We start from the raw sequence: 19,220 nt of genomic DNA, 5'->3' as shown, positions 1-19,220 counted from the left end.
TGGATGTATGGATGCCCCGGGACGGACGAACGCCGGAAGGCGGCCGCGCCGGGGCTACGATCCCGCGATCGGGCAAACCCTGAACAAGGTTCTGATATAAGCGAGGTTGCTCATGCGCCGAACCTTGCCGACAGGCGTCCGCTTGTCAAGCGCGGCCAAACCGCTCAACCGCCGACATAGCGCCGGTGGAAGCGCGTGCCGAGACTGGCCAGGATTTCGTAGCCGATGGTGCCGGCATGGCCGGCGGCGTCGTCGACGCTTTGCGAAGGGCCGAGCAGTTCGACGAGATCCCCTTCGCGAAGCTTGCCGGGCGGCAGGGCGGAAATGTCGAGAATGATCGAATCCATCGACACGCGCCCGAGGAAGGGCAGGCGCGCCCCCTCGAACCAGGCGGCCGACGCTGACCGCCGCAACCAGCCATCCGCATAGCCGAACGAGATGGTCGCCAGGCTGAGCGGCCCTTCCGCATGATGGGTGTGGCCATAGCCGATGCCGGTGCCCCGTTCGACGCTGCGCGTCTGCGCCACCTTGGCCTGCAGCCGCACCACCGGCAGCATCGGGTTGGGTTCGGCAGGCGTCGGATTGATGCCGTAGAGCGCGGCGCCAGGGCGGGCGAGATCATAATGGTAGGACGGCCCGAGAAAGATGCCGGAGGAATTGGCGAGCGAGGCGGGCGCCTCGGGCAGCATCGCGCGCAGCCGCTCGAACGCCAGCCGCTGCTGTTCATTGGCGGGATGGCGCGGCTCGTCGGCGCAGGCCAGGTGGCTCATCACATATCTGACGTCGATGCCGTCAAACGCGGTGGCATCACCGGCCATCGCCTCGACTTCGGCTGGTGCCATGCCAAGCCGCGACATGCCGCTGTCGACCTGGATGGCGGCCGGAAGTTTTCGGCCAACGCGATTTGCCGCCGCGCGCCAGGCTTTCAACTGCGCGCCACTGTTGACGACCGCGCAGAGATCGGACGCGACCGCTTCCGGCTCGGAGCCCGGCGGCAGTCCGTTCAGCACGTGGATCTCAGATCCGGCCCCGATCGCCTTCCGGAGCGCGATGCCTTCGGCCAGCAGCGCGACGAAGAAGACGTCGCAGCCTTCTTCCGCCAGCGCCCATGCCACTTGGCTCGCACCGAGACCGTAGCCGTCGGCCTTGACCACGCCGGCGCAGCGGACGCCGCCCAGCCTTGCCTTCAGCCGCCGGTGGTTTTCGCGGATCGCACTGAGATCGATGGTGAGAATGGCCCCGGCCGCCGCCTCGCTTACGGCAGCGCCATCATCGGCCAGCAATCTTGTGGGGGCGTCGTTCATGGCGACCCTCCTTATAGCGGATAAGATATCAATAGGACCGCGGGGCCGGCACGGCAACAGCGGCCCTCGAACCACGGCCGGCGCGCGACATACTAGGGAACCAGATGCCGGAACGCCGCCACCACATCTTCATAGACCTGACGCTTGAACGGCACGATAAGGTCGGGAAGGTCCTGCATCGGCCGCCACGACCACTTGTCGAATTCGGCGGTGTGGCCGCCCGGCGGCGGGTTGATCCGGATCTCGCTGGCATCGCCATGGAAGCGGAAGGCGAACCATTTTTGCGTCTGGCCGCGATACCTGCCCTTGAAGGCGATGCCGACGAGGTGGTCCGGCAGATCGTAGTTGATCCAGTCCGGCGCTTCGGCCAGCATCGAGACGCTGCGCATGCCGGTTTCCTCATAGAGCTCCCGCTCCGCCGCCTGCAGCGGCTCCTCGCCCATGTCGATGCCGCCTTGCGGCATCTGCCAGAGCTGCGTGGTACCGGCGAATTCGCTGTCGGGTTCGGCAATGCGATGCCCGACCCAGACCAGCCCCTCGCCATTGAGGATCATCAACCCGACACAGGGGCGATAGGGCAGCGTTTCGCGGTCGACTTTTTTGGCCATAGGTGAGGTTCCAGCCGTTTTGAGAATTCGCTCTGGTGAGGCAGGTGGCGAGTGATTTCGAGAACCGGAGCGGAGCGTACTTAAAGTACGCGAGCACCGGAAGCGCGGAAAGCGCCGCCAGATGCCCGCCGGAGTGGAATTATCAAGACGGCTGTTAGCCTTTTTGTGGATCGACGGCCACCGCTGAAATCGGCACGATCTCGATGCCGCGCTTCTTGGCCTCGGCCACCCATGACGACACCGTGTCGACCGTCAGGTCGAAAGCCGAGCCGATGCCGACGGCCGTGCCCTTGGCACGCGCGGTCGCTTCGAGACTGTCGAGCTTCTTCAGGATGGCACCGCGATCCTGCACCGCGTCGATCACCGTGTCGCCGGCGACGAAAGGCACGCCATCCTTCAGCGCCACGTCTGGCGCCAGGCTGCGCGCCGACGAGCCATCGTCGATATAGGCGAGGCCCCTTTTGCCGAGCTCGGCCATGAACGGCTGCATCGCCGCCGCGTCGGAGGAAAACCGCGCGCCCATATAGTTCATGACGCCGGTATAGTTCGTCGTCCGCGACAGCGCCCAGTGCAGGTTTTTCAGATTCTCGTCGGGGGTCGCCGCCACCGTCAGCGTGTTGCGGCCGGGGTTGACGTTGGGATAGTCGAACGGTTCGAGCGGCACCTGCATGACGATCTCATGGCCGCTCTGCCTCGCTGCCTGCATCCAGCGGCCGATGCTGTTGCCCTGTGGCGCGAAGGCCAGCGTCACTTCCGCCGGCAGCTTGGCAATGGCCGCCTGGGTGCCGGTCTGTGAAACCGCGAGCCCGCCGATGACGATTGCCACACGTGCGCCGCGTGTGCCGGACCATGGGCGCGCATAAACGTCGAACGGCCGCCGGCCATCGGCGGAGCGCATCGGCAAGGGTCCGGTTTCACTGGTTTCTATCAGCGCCCTGTCGGGAATATGCGCGATCTTGAGGTTCTGGCCGACGGTCGACGGATCGCGAATGACGATTGCCGCCTTGGGTGGGCCATCGCCTTCTTCCGTCTGCACATGGATGATCTGCGGACCGCCCGTCTTCGCCGGCGTCTCCACTTTTGGCGTCGCCGCCGGGGCCAATGCGGGAGACGACGCGGTCGGCTCGGCCGCCGCAGTCACTTTCGGCGTCGAAACGGCGACTTCCTGCGGTTTTCGAAACGGCTTTTCCCTGAGCGCGATCGCGGCCGAGACGCCGACCACGGCCAGCACGACCGCGCTCGCCGCGATCACGCCTACGCTGATCTTGCCGGCGGCACGCGGCGCCCGGACAGTCTGTCCAAGCGGGCGTTCGATGTCCTTGCCGATATCAGCCAAGCCCTGTCCCCGGTGCACGGTTCCGAAGACGACCTCCTTCGGCAACAGATGCACGAAATCATCAATCCTGGCGCCCGTCTGGCGCCGTATATGGAGGCCTGGTCCTGCCCCCGAATCAAACTGCCGGAACCTGTCGGTCCCGGCAGCATCGCATTGCTTCGTTCAACCGGCCAGACCGGTTGCCGGTCTTACTGGTTGAGCACGGCCTTTTCCGGATTGGGCGGGAAGGACGGATCGGTCTTCTGGCCGCGCAGCAGCTGCTCGGCATAGATGAGCTGCAGGTCGTTCTTCGGATCCGGCGGCACATAGGCTGCGGAACCGGAGCCGGTCTTGCTCTCGTCGGCACCCTTGATATGGCCCTTGAGATCGGATTCGCCGCGCGTCAGGTCCCTGCCCTGCAGTTCCGGCGGCAGCGGCTGGTCTACCTTGATGTCTGGCGTGATGCCCTTGCCCTGGATCGATTTGCCCGACGGCGTGTAATAGAGCGCCGTCGTCAGCCTGAGCGCGCCATTCTCGCCGAGCGGGATGATGGTCTGCACCGAACCCTTGCCGAAGGACTGCGTGCCGACCACCGTGACGCGGCGCAGGTCCTGCAGCGCGCCGGCGACGATTTCCGAAGCGCTGGCCGAGCCGCCATTGACGAGCACGATCATTGGCTTGCCGTTGATGTCGTCGGTCTGCTTCGGCTTGGCGTCGAAGCGGGTGACGTCCTTCGGATCGCGGCCGCGCGTCGAGACGATCTCGCCGCGCTTCAGGAAGGCATCCGACACGCTCACCGCCTGGTCGAGCAGGCCGCCCGGATTGAGGCGCAGGTCGAGCACATAGCCCTTGAGCTTGTCGTCCGGCACCTGCTTCTTGATGGTGTCGATGGCGTTCTCGAGGTCGTCATAGGTCTTTTCGGTGAAGGAGGTGATCTTCATGTAGCCGATGTCGTTCTCGACCCGGAACTTGACCGCCTTGACCTTGATGATGTCGCGCACCACCGTCAGCTCGATCGGCTTGTCGGCGCCCTGGCGCAGGATGGTGAGCTTGATCGGCGTGTTGACCAGGCCGCGCATCTTGTCGACCGCGTCGTTGAGCGTCAGGCCGCGAACCTCCTCGCCGTCGATCTTGGCGATATAGTCGCCGGCCAGCACGCCCGCCTTGGCAGCCGGCGTGTCGTCGATCGGCGTGATCACCTTGACCAGGTCGTTCTCCATGGTGACCTCGATGCCGAGGCCCCCGAACTCGCCCTTGGTCTGCACGCGCATGTCCTGCGCCTGCTCGGCGTTCATGTAGGAGGAATGCGGGTCTAGCGAGGAAAGCATGCCGTTGATGGCGTTCTCGACCAGCGACTTGTCGTCGGGCGGGGTCACATACTGCGCCCGCACCCGCTCGAAAATGTCGCCGAAGATCGCCAGTTGCTTGTAGGTCTCCGACCCTGCAGCGTTCGCCGCCGAGCCGGGTGCGCCATAGACAAGGCTCATGGCGGAGGCGCCCATCAGCGCACCGGCAATCAGAAGCGACAGTTTCCGCATCATTTCACGTCCTTCCAGAAAAACGGTCCGCCCACCATGGGGCCGGATCGACGGGTTTTCCATCCTTGCGGAACTCGACATAGAGTTCCGGCGTGGCATTTCCATTCTTCGAAACCGAGGTGCTTGCCACCCGGGCTTCTCCCATCGCACCGACCGGCTCTCCTGCGAGCACTGACTGGCCAGTCGCGACGCTGATTCTGCTCATCCCAGCCAGGACGACATGATAACCGTCGCCGGCATTGAGGATCAAGAGCTGACCATAGGAGCGAAACGGCCCCGCATAAAGCACATTCCCATCCGCCAGCGCGGTAACGATGGCTCCCGATTGTGTCGCAACCATGTCCCCAAGCATCAAGGCGCCGTTACCGTCGTCGGCGCCGAACCGGCGTTTGATGCGGCCGGTGACCGGCAAGGCGATCTGTCCCTGCAGTGCCGAGAAAGGCGTCGCCGCGGTCAACCTGTTGCCTTCGGGAACCGGCAGCGATGCTGTCTGGTCGCCACCGGGCTCGGCCTTTGCCGCATCGGCTGCCTTCGCGGCATCCGCGGCCTTGCGGTTCTTGTCGGCCTGCGCTTCGAGCGAAGCGATCAGATCCTTCAGGCTGCTGGCCTTGGCCGCCAACTGCTCGGAACGCTGCTGTTCGGCCGCCATCTGCGCCTTCGTGTCGGCCTCGAGCTTCTGCTTGGCCTCCAGCAGCATGCCGAGCCGCTTCTTCTCCGCCGCCTGGTCGCCGACCGCTGCCGTCAGCCGCGTCCGCTCGGCCTCGATCGACGCCGTCACCCGGGTCTGCTCCTTAAGGTCGGCCAGCAGCGCATCGGTCTGCTGGCGCAATTCCGGCACCACGGCGCCGAGCAGGATGGCGCTGCGCACCGACGACAGCGCGTCCTCCGGCTTGACCAGGATCGCCGGCGGCGGATTGAGCCCCATGCGCTGCAGGGCGCCCAGCACTTCGGCCAGCACGTCGCGCCGCGCCGCCAGTGAAGCGCGGATCTTCTGTTGCTGGCCCTTCAGCCCTTCCAGCTTGGCCCCGATGTCCTCGATGTCCTGGCCAAGCTTCTGTTCGGTCATCGCCGACTGAATGAGCGCGGCGGTGATCGAGGCGTGGTCCTTCTTGACCGTGGCGATATCGGCGGCGAGCTTCGCCAGCCGTTCCGACGACAGCGTTATTTCCTTGGAAACCTGCTCGTATTCGGCGCGGCTCTGGTCCGGATCGGGCGCCATGTCGAGCGTGTTCTCGGCCCGCACCGCATGGAGCGACAGAAGCACCGCCGCCGCCGCGATACCGCAGCGCGCGCGCCAGGAGCTCCCGGTCGATGAGCCCGTCGTCGATTTCCAGCCTTCAGACATTCGCGATCGATTCTATCCGCGGCTTCGTTAACGAATCATCAACCATGTTAGCGCCTGTCGCCCAAAGGGTTCGCAATAACACCCTGCAAAGCAAAGGCAGCCCCAAAATGAATTTTACGCGGCATTGGGGCTAAATTCGGTGCGACCCGGCGGCTTTCAGGATCTGTGATAGGGATGGCCCGACAGGATCGTCGCCACCCTGTAGAGTTGTTCGCCCAGCATCACGCGCACCAGCTGATGCGGCCAGGTGAGCGCCCCGAACGACAGCACCAGCTCGGCTTGGTCACGCAGCGGCGGATCGTGGCCGTCGGCGTCGCCAATGGCGAGCACCAGCGCCTTGCGTCCGCCATCGCGCAACTGTCCGATACGGCCAGCGAAATCCTGCGAGGACAGGCTCTTGCCTCTTTCATCGAGCAGGATCAATGCCGTGCCTGGCTGCAGCTGCGCCTGCAGGCGCGAGCCTTCGTCGCGCTGCCGCTCGCTGGCGCTCTGCGCGCGGCCCTCGGCGATCTCGGTGATGCCGGCGAATTCGAGCCCCACGGCTGGTCCGCTCTTGGCGAAGCGCTCGAAATAGCGGTCGGCCAACTCCCGCTCGGGGCCGGCTTTCATTCGGCCCACGGCATGAACTGAAATCTTCATCCTCGCCTCTATAAGCCGCTAGTGCATGTCACCCAAGGGCGGGAGCCGGTTTTTCGGCATGGCATGCATCAACAAAGGCGGCCTAGTGGAGGGTCTCTTCCTCGAGGTCCGGCGCCTGCCACATCTTTTCGAGATTGTAGAATTCGCGGACTTCGGGGCGGAAGACATGGACGATGATATCGCCAGAATCGATCAGGACCCAGTCGGCACCGGACAATCCCTCGACGCGCGCAGTGCCGAGGCCGGCATCCTTGAGCGCCTTGAGGAGATGATCGGCGACAGCCGCGACATGACGGTGCGATCGACCCGACGCGACGACCATGTAGTCGCCGAGGCTCGATTTTCCCTGAATGTCGATTGAGACAATATTTTCGGCCTTGGAGTCTTCCAGACTGGCAAGGACTGTCTTGATGGCGCGGGACACGGCGTCGTCTACGCTGATCCTGGCCGGCGAAGGCATGATATCGGCCTTCTTCCGCAGTGCTGTTCTCAGTGTATTTCCTTTCGCAGCAAGAACAACCAAATCACCCCTTGAAGCAGGTGACACCTCTTAGATAGGCAGAGTTCCGTTGCAGTTTCAAGACGGAGCCCCAACTCACGCGAACTCGCCGACTGGTATATTGTTCCACGCGAGACGCAGAAACATCGGAACCCAGGCGTTCCGCAGCGGTTATCGGCTGACCGACCAACCGGAATCCCACCATGCCGATCGACCCGCAAAACACCCTTCTCACCGTCCAGGCCGGGCTCGCGCAGCTGAGTACGCTGATCGTTTCCTATTCCTTCTCCGCCATCGGCGCCGTCATCCTCCTGGTGGTCGGCTACATCGTTGCCAACCTCGCCGAGCGCTCGATCTCTGCTGGCCTCGGCCATATCCACGGTTTCGACGCGACGCTGCGGCATTTCTTTTCCAAGATCGTCCGCTATGCCATCCTGATCCTCGTCGTCATCATGGTGCTCGGCCAGTTCGGCGTGCAGACCGCATCGATCATCGCCGCGATCGGCGCTATCGGCCTGGCCATCGGTCTCGCCCTGCAAGGCACGCTGCAGAACATCGCCGCCGGCATCATGCTTCTGGCGCTGCGGCCGTTCCGCATCGGCGAATCGGTCGAGGTCGGCGCCATTGCCGGTTCGGTCGAGGAAATCGGCCTCTTCGCCACCAAGCTCAGGACGGCCGACGGCGTCTACATACTGGCGCCCAATTCGACGCTGTGGAACCAACCGGTACGCAATTTCACCCGTAATGGCGTGCGTCGCACCGACATCACGCTCAGCATCGGCTCCTGGAACGACATAGACGGCGCGCAGAAGACATTGCTTGGCATTGCCGGCGCCGAGAAGCGCATCCGCCGCGAACCGGCGCCGATCGCCTTCGTGGGCGCACTCGGCGATACGACCGTTTCGCTCACCTTGCGCTACTGGACCGCGGCGGCGGACTACTTCGCCACCCAGATCGATATGACCAAACGCGCCAAGCAGGCCTTCGACAGCGAAGGCATCTCCATCCCGCTGCCACCCCCGGAAGCACCGTCGCCCGAGACCCGCAAGCAGTAATCAACCGCCCCTGCGGCGGGCCTCTTCGTCCGGCGCGAAGGCGAGTTCCACCGGCAACGGTGCTTGCGCCGACATCGGCGCGAAACTGCCCGTGGCGGCCGCCGGAACGGGCCGCACCGCGATCACCCGCCACAGCACGAACAGGCAGAATGCCGAGGCGATGACGATGCCGACATAGATGAAGGTTGCCGTGCCGAAGATGGCGGAAAGCGCCGTGACGATGCCTGGCACGATGAAGCCGGCGAGCGACCAGGCAAACAGCATCGAGCTCGACAGGGCAAGCAGTTCATCCTTCCTGGCGCGGTCGGCGGCATGCGCGCTGGAGAGCGCGTAGATCGATTCCGCCGCCCCGTCCCAGATCAGGTAGATCACCAAAAGGGCCATCAGCGCACCGCCGTCGAAGGCTACGGCCAGCACGCTGGCGAAGACCGCGAGCGCCGCGGCGCCGGCAAGCACGTAACGCCGATCAGTGCGGTCGGAAAGCCAGCCAAGCGGTATCTGCAGGATCAGCGTGCCGACCGGCATTGCCGACAACAGCAGCGCCACATCGGCCTGGCTATAACCCTTGGCCGTGGCATGGATGGGGGCAAAGCCGGAAATGATCATCGACAGGCCGCCGACCGCCAGCATGCCAGCGACGCCGACCGGCGAAATCCGCCAGGCCTGGCGCAGCGCCACCGAAGCAGCCTGCGGCGCCGGCGGCTGGGCAAGGCGCGTCATGCCGACAGGCAGGATCGACAGAGCGGTGAAGGTGATGCCGATCAACGACGCCGCGGCCGTGTGGATGTCGATGACGGCAAGCGTCGCATAGCCGACGCCAAGGCCGGCAACGTAGGCGACGTAGAACACCGCCATCACCCGGCCGCGTATGGCGTTCGGCAGCGTGTCGTTGAGCCAGCTCTGCGCGACGATGAACAGCCCGCATATGGCAAAGCCGTAAAGCGCACGCGCCACGATCCACAGCAGCGGATGCGGCCCGGCGCCGATGGCGACATTGGACAGCGCGATCAGTGCCGACAGCACCATGAAGGCGCGTGCGTGGCCGACCCTGCGCACCAGCGGGCCGGTCAGGATACAGCCGGCAAGGCCGCCGGCCGACAGGCCGGTGACGATCAGCCCTGCCCAGACCGGGTCGAACCCCTCCACGCCGAGCCGGACGGGGATATAGGCGAACATCAGCCCGTTGCCGATGGCAATCAGCGCCATCGACACGATGACGCTGGCAATCGCGATCAGCGGCGTCGGTGCACTGCCCTGTTTCGGATCGATTTTGGGGTGGGTTTTCTTTTGGACCGCCATGGCTGATCAGCATCGCCCATCGGTCAGGCGGGCGCCGCTGTAAAAACGACATGGCCGGATGGACGAGATGCTCAACCCTTCGTCATTTTCCGGATCGCGGTCGAAGACAACGAGGAACGCGGACCGTGGATGAAGGTCCAGGCCGGCGCCTTCATGCGGGCGAGCAGCGGCGCGTCGCCCTCGTCAATGCGGGCGTAGTCGAAGGTCTTGGCAACCACCGAGGACAGGAACGACAGCGTGGCGCCCGGACGATCGATGACCGCGATCGGAAAGGTGAGCACAATCTCGCGCCATCGCTGCCAGTGATGGAAATCGCGCAAACTATCCGCGCCCATGATCCAGACGAAGTCGACGCCGGGATTGCGCGCCTTGACCAGAGCCAGCGTGTCGGCGGTGTAGCGCACATTGTGTGCCGCCTCGAAGGCCGTGACCTTGATCTTTGGATTCCTGGCGATCTTCTCCGACAGCTGCAGCCGCTCGACCAGCGGTGCCAGCTCGCGTGCGCTCTTCAACGGGTTGCCCGGGGTTACCATCCACCACAGCTGGTCGAGCGCCAGGCGCCGCAAAGCGATTTCGGCAACCAGCGCATGGCCGGCATGCGGCGGGTTGAACGAGCCGCCGAACAGGCCGACGGCGAGACCTTTTTCGGCGTGCGGCATCTTGAGGTAGACGGAAGAGACCGTGGGCTGAGGGGACGAAAGCATAGTGCTAGGCGCCCCCCTCTGCCATCTCCCCCGCAAGGGGGGAGATTGGCTGTTTGATCGCAGCCGCGGATCTTGCAACGTCCACGATCAGCGAAACCGGAAATGTCAGCCGATCTCCCCCCTTGAGGGGGGTGAGGAGTGGTCCGCGAAGCGGACGGAAAGCCAATTGCTTGGCTTTCCGAATAACGAACGCCCGGAGCGACAGCGAAGGGCCGGCTCCGGCAGGACGGAGGGGGGTGCCTGGGCGCAAAGTTTCAGGCCTGATGGGCGAAAGACATCAAGGCCTCACCTGTCCTGATCCGCGCACGCGGTATTTGAACGAGGTCAGCTGCTCAACGCCGACCGGTCCGCGCGCATGCATCTTGCCGGTGGCGATGCCGATCTCGGCGCCCATGCCGAACTCGCCGCCATCGGCGAACTGCGTCGAGGCGTTGTGCAGAAGGATTGCCGAATCGATCTCGTTGAAGAACCGTTCGACGGCCTTCGCGTCCTCGGCGACGATCGCCTCGGTGTGGTGCGAGGAGAATGTCTCGATATGATCGATCGCACCGCCGATGCCGTCGACCAGCTTCACCGCGATAATGGCGTCGAGATATTCCGTCACCCAGTCGGCATCGGTCGCCGGCCTGGCGTCGGAGAAGACTTTCAACACCTCGGCATCGGCATGAATTTCACAGCCGGCGGCGCGCAGCGCGTCGAGAATCGGCACCAGATGGGTGGTGGCGATGGCGCGGTCGACCAGCAGCGTTTCGGCGGCACCGCAGACACCCGTGCGCCGCATCTTGGCGTTGACCGCGATCCGCACCGCCATGTCGAGCTCGGCGGAGCGGTCGATATAGAGATGGCAGATGCCTTCTAGATGGGCAAAGACCGGCACTCGCGCCTCGCTCTGCACCCGCCCGACCAGGCTTTTGCCGCCGCGCGGAATGATGACGTCGAGATTGCCGCCAAGCCCCTTGAGCATTTCGCCGACCGCGGCGCGGTCCGTGGTCGGCACCAGCTGGATGGCATCCTCGGGCAGCCCGGCCGTCTTCAGTCCCTCGACCAGGCAGGCATGGATCGCCGAGGAGGAATTGAGCGAATCCGAACCGCCGCGCAAGACCACCGGATTGCCGGCCTTGAGGCAAAGCGCACCGGCATCGGCGGTCACGTTCGGCCGGCTTTCATAGATGACGCCGACGACACCAAGCGGCGTGCGCACGCGCTCGATACGCAAGCCGTTCGGCCGCTCCCACCCGGCGATGATATCGCCAATCGGATCCTTGAGCCCGGCAATTTCGCGAATGCCGTCCGCCATGGCGCGGATGCGCGCCGGATCGAGCTTCAGCCGGTCCATGAAGGATGCGGACAATCCCGATTGCTCGCCGTTCAGGACGTCGATGGCATTGGCATCGAGAATGTCCCGTTCCCGGGCGACGATTGCCTCCGCCATGGCGGCAAGCGCGGCGTTCTTGGCGGCGGTGGTGGCGATGGCCAGCGGTCGGGCGGCGGCGCGGGCGCGGCGGCCGATGTCGGCCATCAGCGTCACGGTGTCATCCCCGGATTTTTCATGCAGCTTCAGCATGGCTCATCCTCCGCTTATGTCGCCTTCAGCCCGCACTTGGTCACTGGCCTGTACTTGGTCACTGGCCCGTACTTGGTCACTGGCCCGTACTTGGTCACTGGCCCGTACTTGGTCACTGGCCCGTACTTGGTCACTGGAATGACTCACCACAAGATCGTCGCGGTGGATCATCGCCGAACGCGCCTCGTAACCGAGCACCGTCTCGATCTCGGCCGTCTTCAGGCCTGCGATCCTTACGGCATCGGCGGCATCATAGGCAACCAGCCCGCGCGCGATCTCGCGGCCCTCGGGCGACAGGATCGCCACCGTGTCGCCGCGCGAGAAATTGCCGCTGACCAGTTTCACGCCGGCCGGCAGCAGCGATTTTCCCGAAATGAGCGCGCCGATGGCGCCGGCATCGACCGTCAGCCGCCCGGCCGGCTCGAGCTGGCCGGCGATCCAGGTCTTGTAGCCTTTGACAGGATTGGTGCTCGGCTTGAAGAAGGTGGCGCGCTCGCCGCGTTCGATCGCCATCAGCGGCGACAGCCTAGTGCCCGAGGTGATGATCATCGCGGTGCCGGCGGCGGTAGCGATCTTGCCGGCATCGAGTTTCGTGCGCATGCCGCCGCGCGACAGCTCGGACGCGGCGGCTCCCGCCATCGCCTCGATATCAGGCGTGATGCGGTCGACCACCGGGATGAACTTGGCTTGCGGGTCGCGGGCCGGCGGCGCGGTGTAGAGCCCGTCAATGTCGGACAGCAGCACCAGAAGGTCCGCGCCCATCATCGTCGCCACGCGCGCGGCCAGCCGGTCATTGTCGCCATAGCGGATTTCGGAGGTCGCCACCGTGTCGTTCTCGTTGATGACCGGCACCGCCTTCATCTTGAGCAGCGTCGATATCGTCGCGCGTGCGTTGAGGTAGCGGCGGCGCTCCTCGGTGTCGCCGAGCGTCAAAAGGATTTGGCCCGACTTCAGGCTACCCTTGCCGAGTGCGTCCGACCAGGCACCGGCGAGCGCGATCTGGCCGACGGCGGCCGCCGCTTGGCTTTCCTCGAGCTTCAGCGCACGCTTGCCGAGGCCAAGTATGGTGCGGCCAAGCGCGATGGCGCCCGACGATACGACCAGGATCTCGGCACCGCCATTGGCAAGCACGGCGATATCGTCGGCGAGCGAGTCGAGCCAGTCGCGCTTCAGGCCGCTCGCCCGGTCGACGAGCAGCGCCGAGCCGATCTTGACGGTGATGCGCCGGTATTTCCTGAGCGACTGCATGGTCCTACTTTTCCCAGCGCGTCTCGACCGGGGCGGCAATTTGCGCGCGGGCTTCGGCGATCACCGCCATCAGCGCGCGCTGCACCGCCTCGACGCCCTCACCGGTGACAGCGGACAGCAGCATCGGCGCACGCCCGGCGGCCCGCTTCAAAGAAGCGACCTTCTTCTTGCGCGCATCGGCGTCGAGCGTGTCGACCTGGCTCAGCGCCAGGATCTCGACCTTGTCGGTCAGTCCGTGGCCATAGGCTTCGAGTTCGGCGCGCACGGTCTTGTAGGCCTTGCCCGGATTTTCTTCCTGCGCCGAAACCAGATGCAGCAGCACACGCGTGCGCTCGACATGGCCAAGGAAGCGGTCGCCGATGCCGACGCCTTCATGCGCGCCTTCAATCAGACCCGGTATATCGGCGATGACGAATTCGCGCGCGTCGATGCGCGCGACGCCGAGCCCCGGATGCAGCGTCGTGAACGGATAGTCGGCGATCTTCGGCTTGGCCGCAGTGACGGCGGCGAGGAACGTCGACTTACCGGCATTGGGCAGCCCGACCAGACCGGCATCGGCGATCAGCTTCAGCCGCAGCCAGATGTTGAGCTCCTCGCCCGGCAGGCCGGGATTGGCCCGGCGCGGCGCCTGGTTGGTCGAGGTCTTGAAATGCTGGTTGCCGAAGCCGCCATTGCCGCCCTTGGCGAGCAGGAAGCGCTGGCCGACCACGGTCATGTCGCAGATCATCGTTTCGTTGTCTTCCTCGAAGACCTGCGTTCCGGCCGGCACTTTCAAGGTGACGTCGGCGCCCTTGGCACCGGTCATGTTGCGGCCCATGCCGTGGACGCCGGTCTTGGCCTTGAAATGCTGCTGGTAGCGATAGTCGATCAGCGTGTTCAGCCCGTTGACCGCTTCCAGCCAGACATCGCCGCCACGGCCGCCGTCGCCGCCATCCGGCCCGCCGAATTCGATGAATTTTTCGCGCCGGAACGACACCGAACCGGCGCCGCCGTCGCCGGAGCGGACATAGACCTTGGCTTGATCGAGAAATTTCATGGGATCGCAGTTTCTTTTATTGGCCTTGCGGCATTGCTCTAAACCTTGGGCCTTGCTCTAAACCAAGGCGCGGCGAAGGGCGAGGCCGTTTTATGACGATGGCCGGCGTGGGGTTGGCCGGAGAGATTGCGGCATGAAGCTTGTAACCTACAACATCCAATACGGCATCGGCCTCGATGGGCGCTACGATGTCGGACGTATTGCCGATGCCGTGCGCGGCGCCGACGTGATCGCCCTGCAGGAGGTCACCCGCAACAACCCCAGGAACGGCAGCCGCGACATGGTCGCCGAGATCGGCGAGGCGCTGCCCGAATATTTCGCCGTCTACGGCAGCAATTTCGAGGCCAATATCGGCTCGCGCATCGAGGACGGCCGCGCCATCACCACCACCTTCCAGCTCGGCAATATGGTGTTGTCGAAAACGCCAATTCATCTGTCGCGCAACCTGCTTTTGCCGCGCAGCCGCAGCTTCGAGATGATGAACTTCCAGCGCGGCGCGCTGGAGGCGCTGATCGAGACGCCGCTTGGTTTCATCCGCTTCTATTCCATTCATCTCGATCACCGCAGCCCGGTCGAACGCGCCAGCCAGATCCAGTTCCTGCGCCGGCGCCTGTTGAACTATGCGCTCGAAGGCGGCGCGCTGTCCGGCGTCGCCGAGATCGGCCTGCCGGAATTGCCGCATCCCGAAGCTTTTGTCGGCATGGGCGATTTCAACATGCTGGCCGGTTCGCCCGAATATGTCGAACTCGCCGGCCGGCCGGACCATGAATTCGGCATGCCGCTGACCGCCGACTTCGCCGTCGATGCCGCCATGCGCCTTGATATCGCCGGCGACGATCTCGTCTCCTGGGTCGACCCAAAGGACCCCGCCAACACCACCCGCCACAAGCGCATCGACTACATCTTCACCAGCGCGTCGCTGGCCCGCTCGCTGAAGCGCCTGTGGGTCGACCGGAAGGCGAGCGGTTCGGACCACCTGCCGGTCTGGGTCGAACTGGGTTGAGCCCAGTCCAGCCCGGCACCCTTGGTATCGAGCTGGCCCCCCGATGTGTGTTGAGATTCAGGTCAGGCCGAGCCGAAAACATTGGTTTTCGAGAACCGGAGCGGAGCGTACTTATCGTACGCGAGCACCGGAAGCGGAGAAAATCAACGTTTGCAGGCCGGCCTCACCTGAATATCAGCACACATCAAAAATGCACCCAGTTGCGCAGGCTAGTCCAGGTCTTCCTGTCGAGCCGGTAGCGCTCGACCGGCACCTGGCCGGCGACGATCGAGTTCAGCATGCCCTGGCCGGCATACTGGAAGCCGCACTTGTGGATCACCCGGCGCGAGGCCGGGTTGATGACCCGCGTCGAGGCATGCAGCACCTGGATCGAGGTGCTCTGGAAAGCGAGATCGACCAGCGCGTGGGCTGCTTCGGTCGCATAGCCGCGCTTCCAGTGGGGCTCGCCGATCCAGTAGCCGAGCTCCAGCCCGCGATCGGTGGTGTTCAGCCCGGCGCAGCCGACGAAAGTGTCGGTGCCGGCCAGCGTCAGGGCATAGGCGATGCCGGCGCGGCGTGACTTGGTCATGGCGAGGAAAGCGCGAGCCTCGGCTTCGCCATAGGGGTGCGGCATGCGCGCCAGCATCTCGGCGACGTGACGGTTGTCGGCAAGCTCGACCAGTTGCCCGATATCCCGCTCGTCTGGAGCCCGCATCACCAGCCGCTCGGTGACCAGCACCGGGCAATCTATCGCGTAACTTTCGTCTTCTGAGTCTTCCGCTTCGGCAACCATTTCAAAGTCCTCCAGGCAAAAGAAAAGGGGAGATGGAAACCCATCTCCCCTGATCCTTTTCCTGGCTTTGCCAGACACCGGTTCCCGAGATGGGCGCCGGTGTTCTAGTGCGGAACCGGCTACTCCGCGGCTTTGGTAATCGGATTGACCGATACGTAGGTTCGGCCGTTGGCTTTTTTGTTGAACGTCACGGCGCCTGTTTCGAGCGCGAAAAGGGTGTGGTCCGTGCCCATGCCGACATTGACGCCGGGATGCCAGGTGGTGCCGCGTTGACGAATGATGATGTTGCCCGGGATGACGGCTTCGCCGCCGAACTTCTTCACGCCCAGACGCTTGGAATGCGAGTCGCGACCGTTGCGCGACGAGCCGCCAGCTTTCTTGTGTGCCATCTAACTAACTCCGTTGCGCCGCAAGGCGCCTAAAAGGCCTTATGAACGCGTTCGCGTTCCGTTTCAAGTCCGATCCGGCGACCTAATCGCCAGAAAATTACTTCGCCGCCAATTCCTTGGCCTGTTCGCGCCAGTCCTTGATCTGCTCGGCGCTGAAGGGCATGTGCTCGTCGATCTTGGCGACATCCTTGTCAGACAGCTTGGCGAGCTGCGCGAAGGTGATGATGCCCTGCTCGGCGAGATCCTTGGCGGCGACCGGGCCGATGCCCTTGATCACGGTCAGGTCGTCCGGCTCGCCCTTCGGCGCCTTGAACAGCGGCGCGGCGACGGCCTCGGCTGCCTTGGCCTTGGGCTCCTTCTTCGGCGCGGCTTCCGCCTTCGCTTCGGTGGCTGCCTCTGCCTTGGCTTCCTTCTTCGGCGCCTTGACCGCTGCCGTCTTCGTCGGCTTGGCGCCACCCAGCAGGATCTCGGAGATCCGCACGGTGGTCAAAAGCTGGCGATGGCCGATCTTGCGGCGCGAATTCTGGCGGCGGCGCTTCTTGAAAGCGATGACCGTGCGGTTCTTGCCCTGCTCGACGACTTCGGCGGTGACCAGAGCACCATCGACGAACGGCGCGCCGAACGTGACATTCTCGCCTTCGCCATGCGCGAGCACCTGGCCGATCTCGACGATATCGCCGACATTGGCTTCGACTTTTTCGATCTTCAGGAGATCGTTGGCGGCAACGCGATACTGCTTACCGCCCGTTTTAATGACTGCGAACATTTTTTGCCTTTCGCTGTTCGGTCGGCCTTGATGAACCGCCTCTGGCGGTTCGGCCGTCTTTTTGTCAGTCTGCGGGTTCAAAAAACAAGCGGCGCGGAAGAACCCTCCACGCCGATTGCGCGCTGTCCCTAACCGAAGATTGAGTGGGAGTCAAGGCAAGTAGCCCTTGCCGAGACTGTTATTGGCCGCTCGGCGATGCGGACGTGGCAAGCTTCTCAGCGGAACGACGGCAAGGCATACGCGCCCTGGAGAACCCGGTGACGACAGCGACGACTGCCAAGGCCACCAATGCCGCACCCCGCCGATGAGCGGCGGACGCCACCTTGACGCCACTGCCTGAGCCCACTGCCTGAACCCACTGCCTGAACCCACTGCCTGAACCCACTGCCTGAACCCACTGCTTGTCCGACAAGCCAAATATCGCTGGATTTGGCCTTGTAACCTGCCCGTTCAGCCGTTATCTAGTGCGCCGCGCCGGCAACGGCCGACCATGACCGCGGAGAGGTGGCAGAGTGGTCGAATGCACCGCACTCGAAATGCGGCATGGGTGCAAGCCCATCGGGGGTTCGAATCCCTCCCTCTCCGCCATATAAATACGACGCTGATCGACATGGCCGAGCGCCGACCACGCGATCTGGACGATTCGCGGAGGTGAATGGCGTCGGTGCCGCCAAGCTCAAGGAGTTCGACGAGATTTTTCTCGGCGCTATTGCCGCGAACAGCCCGAGCGTTTCACCCTAGATCCGCTCCAGCAAATGCCGGGACTAAACACCTAGGGGCAAGCGGAGCACAAGGCAGAACCCCTATGTCAGCCTGATCACTTTACCCGTTGCGTCCAGGTGGCATCTGATCCGCGCCTGCCGGATCTCGGGGCCACCTTGCCTTTTGTAATGTATGCGAACTGCTATCGGGGCCGAGACCGCGCCTCGGCTCAGACGGCGTACGGAACCTGCGCTCGTCGCACGTATACTCACGACGCCAAACGGGGAGGCGGCCGACGCAATCGCGTCACGGCAGGCGCGAACAGTTGCACCCGGCGTGCCCGGTATTGCTTCGATTGCCGTCACGGCCGATGAGCGACCACCCTCGCCGTAAGGCCGCAGGATGCGTGGCAGGGAGATGTGTGGCACGCCTGCGGCCGGGGCGGCCGGGGCGGTCGTGGCGGCGGGATGACCAGGGGTATTGCCTGGCGGAGCGCCTGCTGGGGTACTTTCGGACGAGGCGCCTTGCCCACTGAGTTGGCCGCTGGCTCCAACGCTTGCGCCTACTGAGCCGTCGCCTGTTCCGACCGAAACTCCGGCGTCGGCCCCTACGCTGCCGACGCTCGCGCCAATACCGATTGACGCCCCGTTCTGGCCGACGCCCACACTGGTACCAACCCCCACATTGCCGGCCTTGGCCCCAACTCCTGCCTCAATAGCCATGGCAGGTTGAGTCGCGATTACAATCGAGAAAACGGCCGCGACGTATCTGCTCATCGCAATCCTCCATCCTCGNCTGTCATTGACTGAACCCCTCANNCGGGGGTCGCGTGGGAAGCAGCGCGTCTGGCAGCGTGATCGTCGTCAGNCGAACGACCCGCGANTTGGGCACTTCCGCNTTGCCGACNTNCTGCTGCCNCNGGTTAAGCGANCTGCGCCGGGGCGCATGTGCNCNTGCGCGATCNGNGGGGNGTGCCTTTGCCNNGTTTTCGATATGCGAGGTGCAGCGCTCANCCCAGCGCTTGANGNNGTNGANGTCCTTGCGNGCCGAAGCGAGGTCGCGTGNCAGGTCAATGGTTTTTTTGCGCTCCTGATCCGCCGCCTCGTTGAACGCCGTCGATATCCGGGCCAATTCCTCCTTTGCGGCGTCGCGTTCCCGCCGAGCAGTTGCAAGATCACTCGCCAGCGCGTTTGCTCTTTCGCGTTCCTGTGCGAGGGCCTCGCCAGCCTGCCTTNCAGCAACTTCAGCAAGCTGGCTGCCCTGAATGGCGCCGGCCCGCGTTGTTNCTGCCAGCTTCGNGCTCGCCTCCAGCGCTTCGATGGACTGACGNGCCCCGGCGATATCACGCTCCAGGAGCCCGATTTTCCGCCGCTCCCCTTCAATCGTCTGCCTGGCCTCGGCCAGAGACCTTTCCGCGGTATCGCGTGCCGCAAC

The 19,220-nt window shown here is 64.4% G+C and carries 17 protein-coding genes and 1 tRNA gene; 3 read left to right on the top strand and 15 right to left on the bottom strand.

Features of this window, described 5'->3' with window-relative positions:
* Positions 1-164 precede the first annotated feature (164 nt).
* The 7 genes from alr to rsfS form a co-directional block, all read right to left on the bottom strand.
* On the bottom strand, positions 165-1,304 hold the full coding sequence (alr, locus tag M653_RS0101740) for an alanine racemase (protein WP_027141732.1): 1,140 nt from the start codon (positions 1,302-1,304) through the stop codon (positions 165-167).
* A 92-nt stretch (positions 1,305-1,396) separates the two neighbouring features.
* Positions 1,397-1,912, bottom strand: a complete 516-nt coding sequence (locus M653_RS0101735; protein WP_027141731.1) for an RNA pyrophosphohydrolase — start codon at positions 1,910-1,912, stop codon at positions 1,397-1,399.
* 154 nt (positions 1,913-2,066) lie between these two features.
* Positions 2,067-3,248 carry a divergent polysaccharide deacetylase family protein gene (locus M653_RS0101730; RefSeq protein ID WP_027141730.1) on the bottom strand — a complete coding sequence of 394 codons (1,182 nt, stop codon included), beginning with the start codon at positions 3,246-3,248 and terminating at the stop codon, positions 2,067-2,069.
* 188 nt (positions 3,249-3,436) lie between these two features.
* Entirely contained in the window at positions 3,437-4,768 is a 1,332-nt protein-coding gene (locus M653_RS0101725) for a S41 family peptidase (protein WP_027141729.1), read from the bottom strand.
* Between the two features lies 1 nt (position 4,769).
* A complete protein-coding gene (locus M653_RS0101720; RefSeq protein ID WP_027141728.1) occupies positions 4,770-6,110 on the bottom strand; it encodes a murein hydrolase activator EnvC in 1,341 nt (446 codons plus the stop codon).
* Positions 6,111-6,266: 156 nt separating this feature from the next.
* Positions 6,267-6,749: a 23S rRNA (pseudouridine(1915)-N(3))-methyltransferase RlmH gene (gene rlmH / locus M653_RS0101715; RefSeq protein WP_027141727.1), complete on the bottom strand. Its 483-nt coding sequence runs from the start codon at positions 6,747-6,749 to the stop codon at positions 6,267-6,269.
* Between the two features lie 82 nt (positions 6,750-6,831).
* A complete protein-coding gene (rsfS, locus tag M653_RS0101710) occupies positions 6,832-7,209 on the bottom strand; it encodes a ribosome silencing factor (RefSeq protein WP_015315198.1) in 378 nt (125 codons plus the stop codon).
* 242 nt (positions 7,210-7,451) lie between these two features.
* Between rsfS and M653_RS0101705 the strand changes: the two genes are divergently transcribed.
* Entirely contained in the window at positions 7,452-8,303 is an 852-nt protein-coding gene (locus M653_RS0101705) for a mechanosensitive ion channel domain-containing protein (RefSeq protein ID WP_027141726.1), read from the top strand.
* Here M653_RS0101705 and M653_RS0101700 read toward each other — a convergent pair whose 3' ends face one another.
* The 5 genes from M653_RS0101700 to obgE form a co-directional block, all read right to left on the bottom strand.
* A complete protein-coding gene (locus M653_RS0101700) occupies positions 8,304-9,602 on the bottom strand; it encodes an MFS transporter (RefSeq protein ID WP_027141725.1) in 1,299 nt (432 codons plus the stop codon).
* A gap of 71 nt (positions 9,603-9,673) precedes the next feature.
* Positions 9,674-10,261: a nicotinate-nucleotide adenylyltransferase gene (locus M653_RS0101695; protein ID WP_027141724.1), complete on the bottom strand. Its 588-nt coding sequence runs from the start codon at positions 10,259-10,261 to the stop codon at positions 9,674-9,676.
* A 322-nt stretch (positions 10,262-10,583) separates the two neighbouring features.
* Complete coding sequence (locus tag M653_RS0101690; RefSeq protein WP_027141723.1) at positions 10,584-11,870, bottom strand: glutamate-5-semialdehyde dehydrogenase; 1,287 nt, start codon at positions 11,868-11,870, stop codon at positions 10,584-10,586.
* A 3-nt stretch (positions 11,871-11,873) separates the two neighbouring features.
* The gene (gene proB / locus M653_RS01000000131945; RefSeq protein ID WP_245262042.1) at positions 11,874-13,118 is read right to left on the bottom strand and encodes a glutamate 5-kinase; all 1,245 of its coding nucleotides are present in this window, start codon (positions 13,116-13,118) and stop codon (positions 11,874-11,876) included.
* A gap of 4 nt (positions 13,119-13,122) precedes the next feature.
* Positions 13,123-14,154, bottom strand: a complete 1,032-nt coding sequence (gene obgE, locus M653_RS0101680; RefSeq protein WP_027141722.1) for a GTPase ObgE — start codon at positions 14,152-14,154, stop codon at positions 13,123-13,125.
* Positions 14,155-14,287: 133 nt separating this feature from the next.
* Here obgE and M653_RS0101675 point away from each other — a divergent pair, with 133 nt between their 5' ends.
* The gene (locus M653_RS0101675; RefSeq protein WP_027141721.1) at positions 14,288-15,157 is read left to right on the top strand and encodes an endonuclease/exonuclease/phosphatase family protein; all 870 of its coding nucleotides are present in this window, start codon (positions 14,288-14,290) and stop codon (positions 15,155-15,157) included.
* A gap of 184 nt (positions 15,158-15,341) precedes the next feature.
* Here M653_RS0101675 and M653_RS0101670 read toward each other — a convergent pair whose 3' ends face one another.
* From M653_RS0101670 to M653_RS0101660, 3 genes are all read right to left on the bottom strand, one after another.
* On the bottom strand, positions 15,342-15,929 hold the full coding sequence (locus M653_RS0101670) for a GNAT family protein (RefSeq protein ID WP_027141720.1): 588 nt from the start codon (positions 15,927-15,929) through the stop codon (positions 15,342-15,344).
* Positions 15,930-16,048: 119 nt separating this feature from the next.
* Positions 16,049-16,318 (bottom strand): 50S ribosomal protein L27, encoded by a 270-nt coding sequence (rpmA, locus tag M653_RS0101665; RefSeq protein WP_015315190.1) that lies wholly within the window; start codon positions 16,316-16,318, stop codon positions 16,049-16,051.
* A gap of 97 nt (positions 16,319-16,415) precedes the next feature.
* Entirely contained in the window at positions 16,416-17,084 is a 669-nt protein-coding gene (locus M653_RS0101660; protein ID WP_027141719.1) for a 50S ribosomal protein L21, read from the bottom strand.
* Between the two features lie 498 nt (positions 17,085-17,582).
* On the opposite strand from M653_RS0101660, the gene M653_RS0101655 reads away from it, so the two are divergent.
* Positions 17,583-17,672: transfer RNA gene (locus tag M653_RS0101655), tRNA-Ser, on the top strand.
* Positions 17,673-19,220: the final 1,548 nt, after the last annotated feature.

It is taken from the genome of Mesorhizobium sp. WSM3626 (genome assembly GCF_000513935.1).
Classification (GTDB): Bacteria; Pseudomonadota; Alphaproteobacteria; order Rhizobiales; family Rhizobiaceae; genus Mesorhizobium; species Mesorhizobium salmacidum.
This window is presented reverse-complemented; position numbering and strand designations above follow the sequence as displayed.

Excerpts from the sequence above, each read along its gene's own strand:
- alr (WP_027141732.1), bottom strand. The coding sequence starts at position 1,304 with ATGAACGACGCCCCCACAAGATTGCTGGCCGATGATGGCGCTGCCGTA.
- M653_RS0101735 (WP_027141731.1), bottom strand. The coding sequence starts at position 1,912 with ATGGCCAAAAAAGTCGACCGCGAAACGCTGCCCTATCGCCCCTGTGTC.
- M653_RS0101725 (WP_027141729.1), bottom strand. The coding sequence starts at position 4,768 with ATGATGCGGAAACTGTCGCTTCTGATTGCCGGTGCGCTGATGGGCGCC.
- M653_RS0101720 (WP_027141728.1), bottom strand. The coding sequence starts at position 6,110 with ATGTCTGAAGGCTGGAAATCGACGACGGGCTCATCGACCGGGAGCTCC.
- rlmH (WP_027141727.1), bottom strand. The coding sequence starts at position 6,749 with ATGAAGATTTCAGTTCATGCCGTGGGCCGAATGAAAGCCGGCCCCGAG.
- rsfS (WP_015315198.1), bottom strand. The coding sequence starts at position 7,209 with ATGCCTTCGCCGGCCAGGATCAGCGTAGACGACGCCGTGTCCCGCGCC.
- M653_RS0101705 (WP_027141726.1), top strand. The coding sequence starts at position 7,452 with ATGCCGATCGACCCGCAAAACACCCTTCTCACCGTCCAGGCCGGGCTC.
- M653_RS0101700 (WP_027141725.1), bottom strand. The coding sequence starts at position 9,602 with ATGGCGGTCCAAAAGAAAACCCACCCCAAAATCGATCCGAAACAGGGC.
- M653_RS0101695 (WP_027141724.1), bottom strand. The coding sequence starts at position 10,261 with ATGCCGCACGCCGAAAAAGGTCTCGCCGTCGGCCTGTTCGGCGGCTCG.
- M653_RS0101690 (WP_027141723.1), bottom strand. The coding sequence starts at position 11,870 with ATGCTGAAGCTGCATGAAAAATCCGGGGATGACACCGTGACGCTGATG.
- proB (WP_245262042.1), bottom strand. The coding sequence starts at position 13,118 with ATGCAGTCGCTCAGGAAATACCGGCGCATCACCGTCAAGATCGGCTCG.
- obgE (WP_027141722.1), bottom strand. The coding sequence starts at position 14,154 with ATGAAATTTCTCGATCAAGCCAAGGTCTATGTCCGCTCCGGCGACGGC.
- M653_RS0101675 (WP_027141721.1), top strand. The coding sequence starts at position 14,288 with ATGAAGCTTGTAACCTACAACATCCAATACGGCATCGGCCTCGATGGG.
- M653_RS0101670 (WP_027141720.1), bottom strand. The coding sequence starts at position 15,929 with ATGGTTGCCGAAGCGGAAGACTCAGAAGACGAAAGTTACGCGATAGAT.
- rpmA (WP_015315190.1), bottom strand. The coding sequence starts at position 16,318 with ATGGCACACAAGAAAGCTGGCGGCTCGTCGCGCAACGGTCGCGACTCG.
- M653_RS0101660 (WP_027141719.1), bottom strand. The coding sequence starts at position 17,084 with ATGTTCGCAGTCATTAAAACGGGCGGTAAGCAGTATCGCGTTGCCGCC.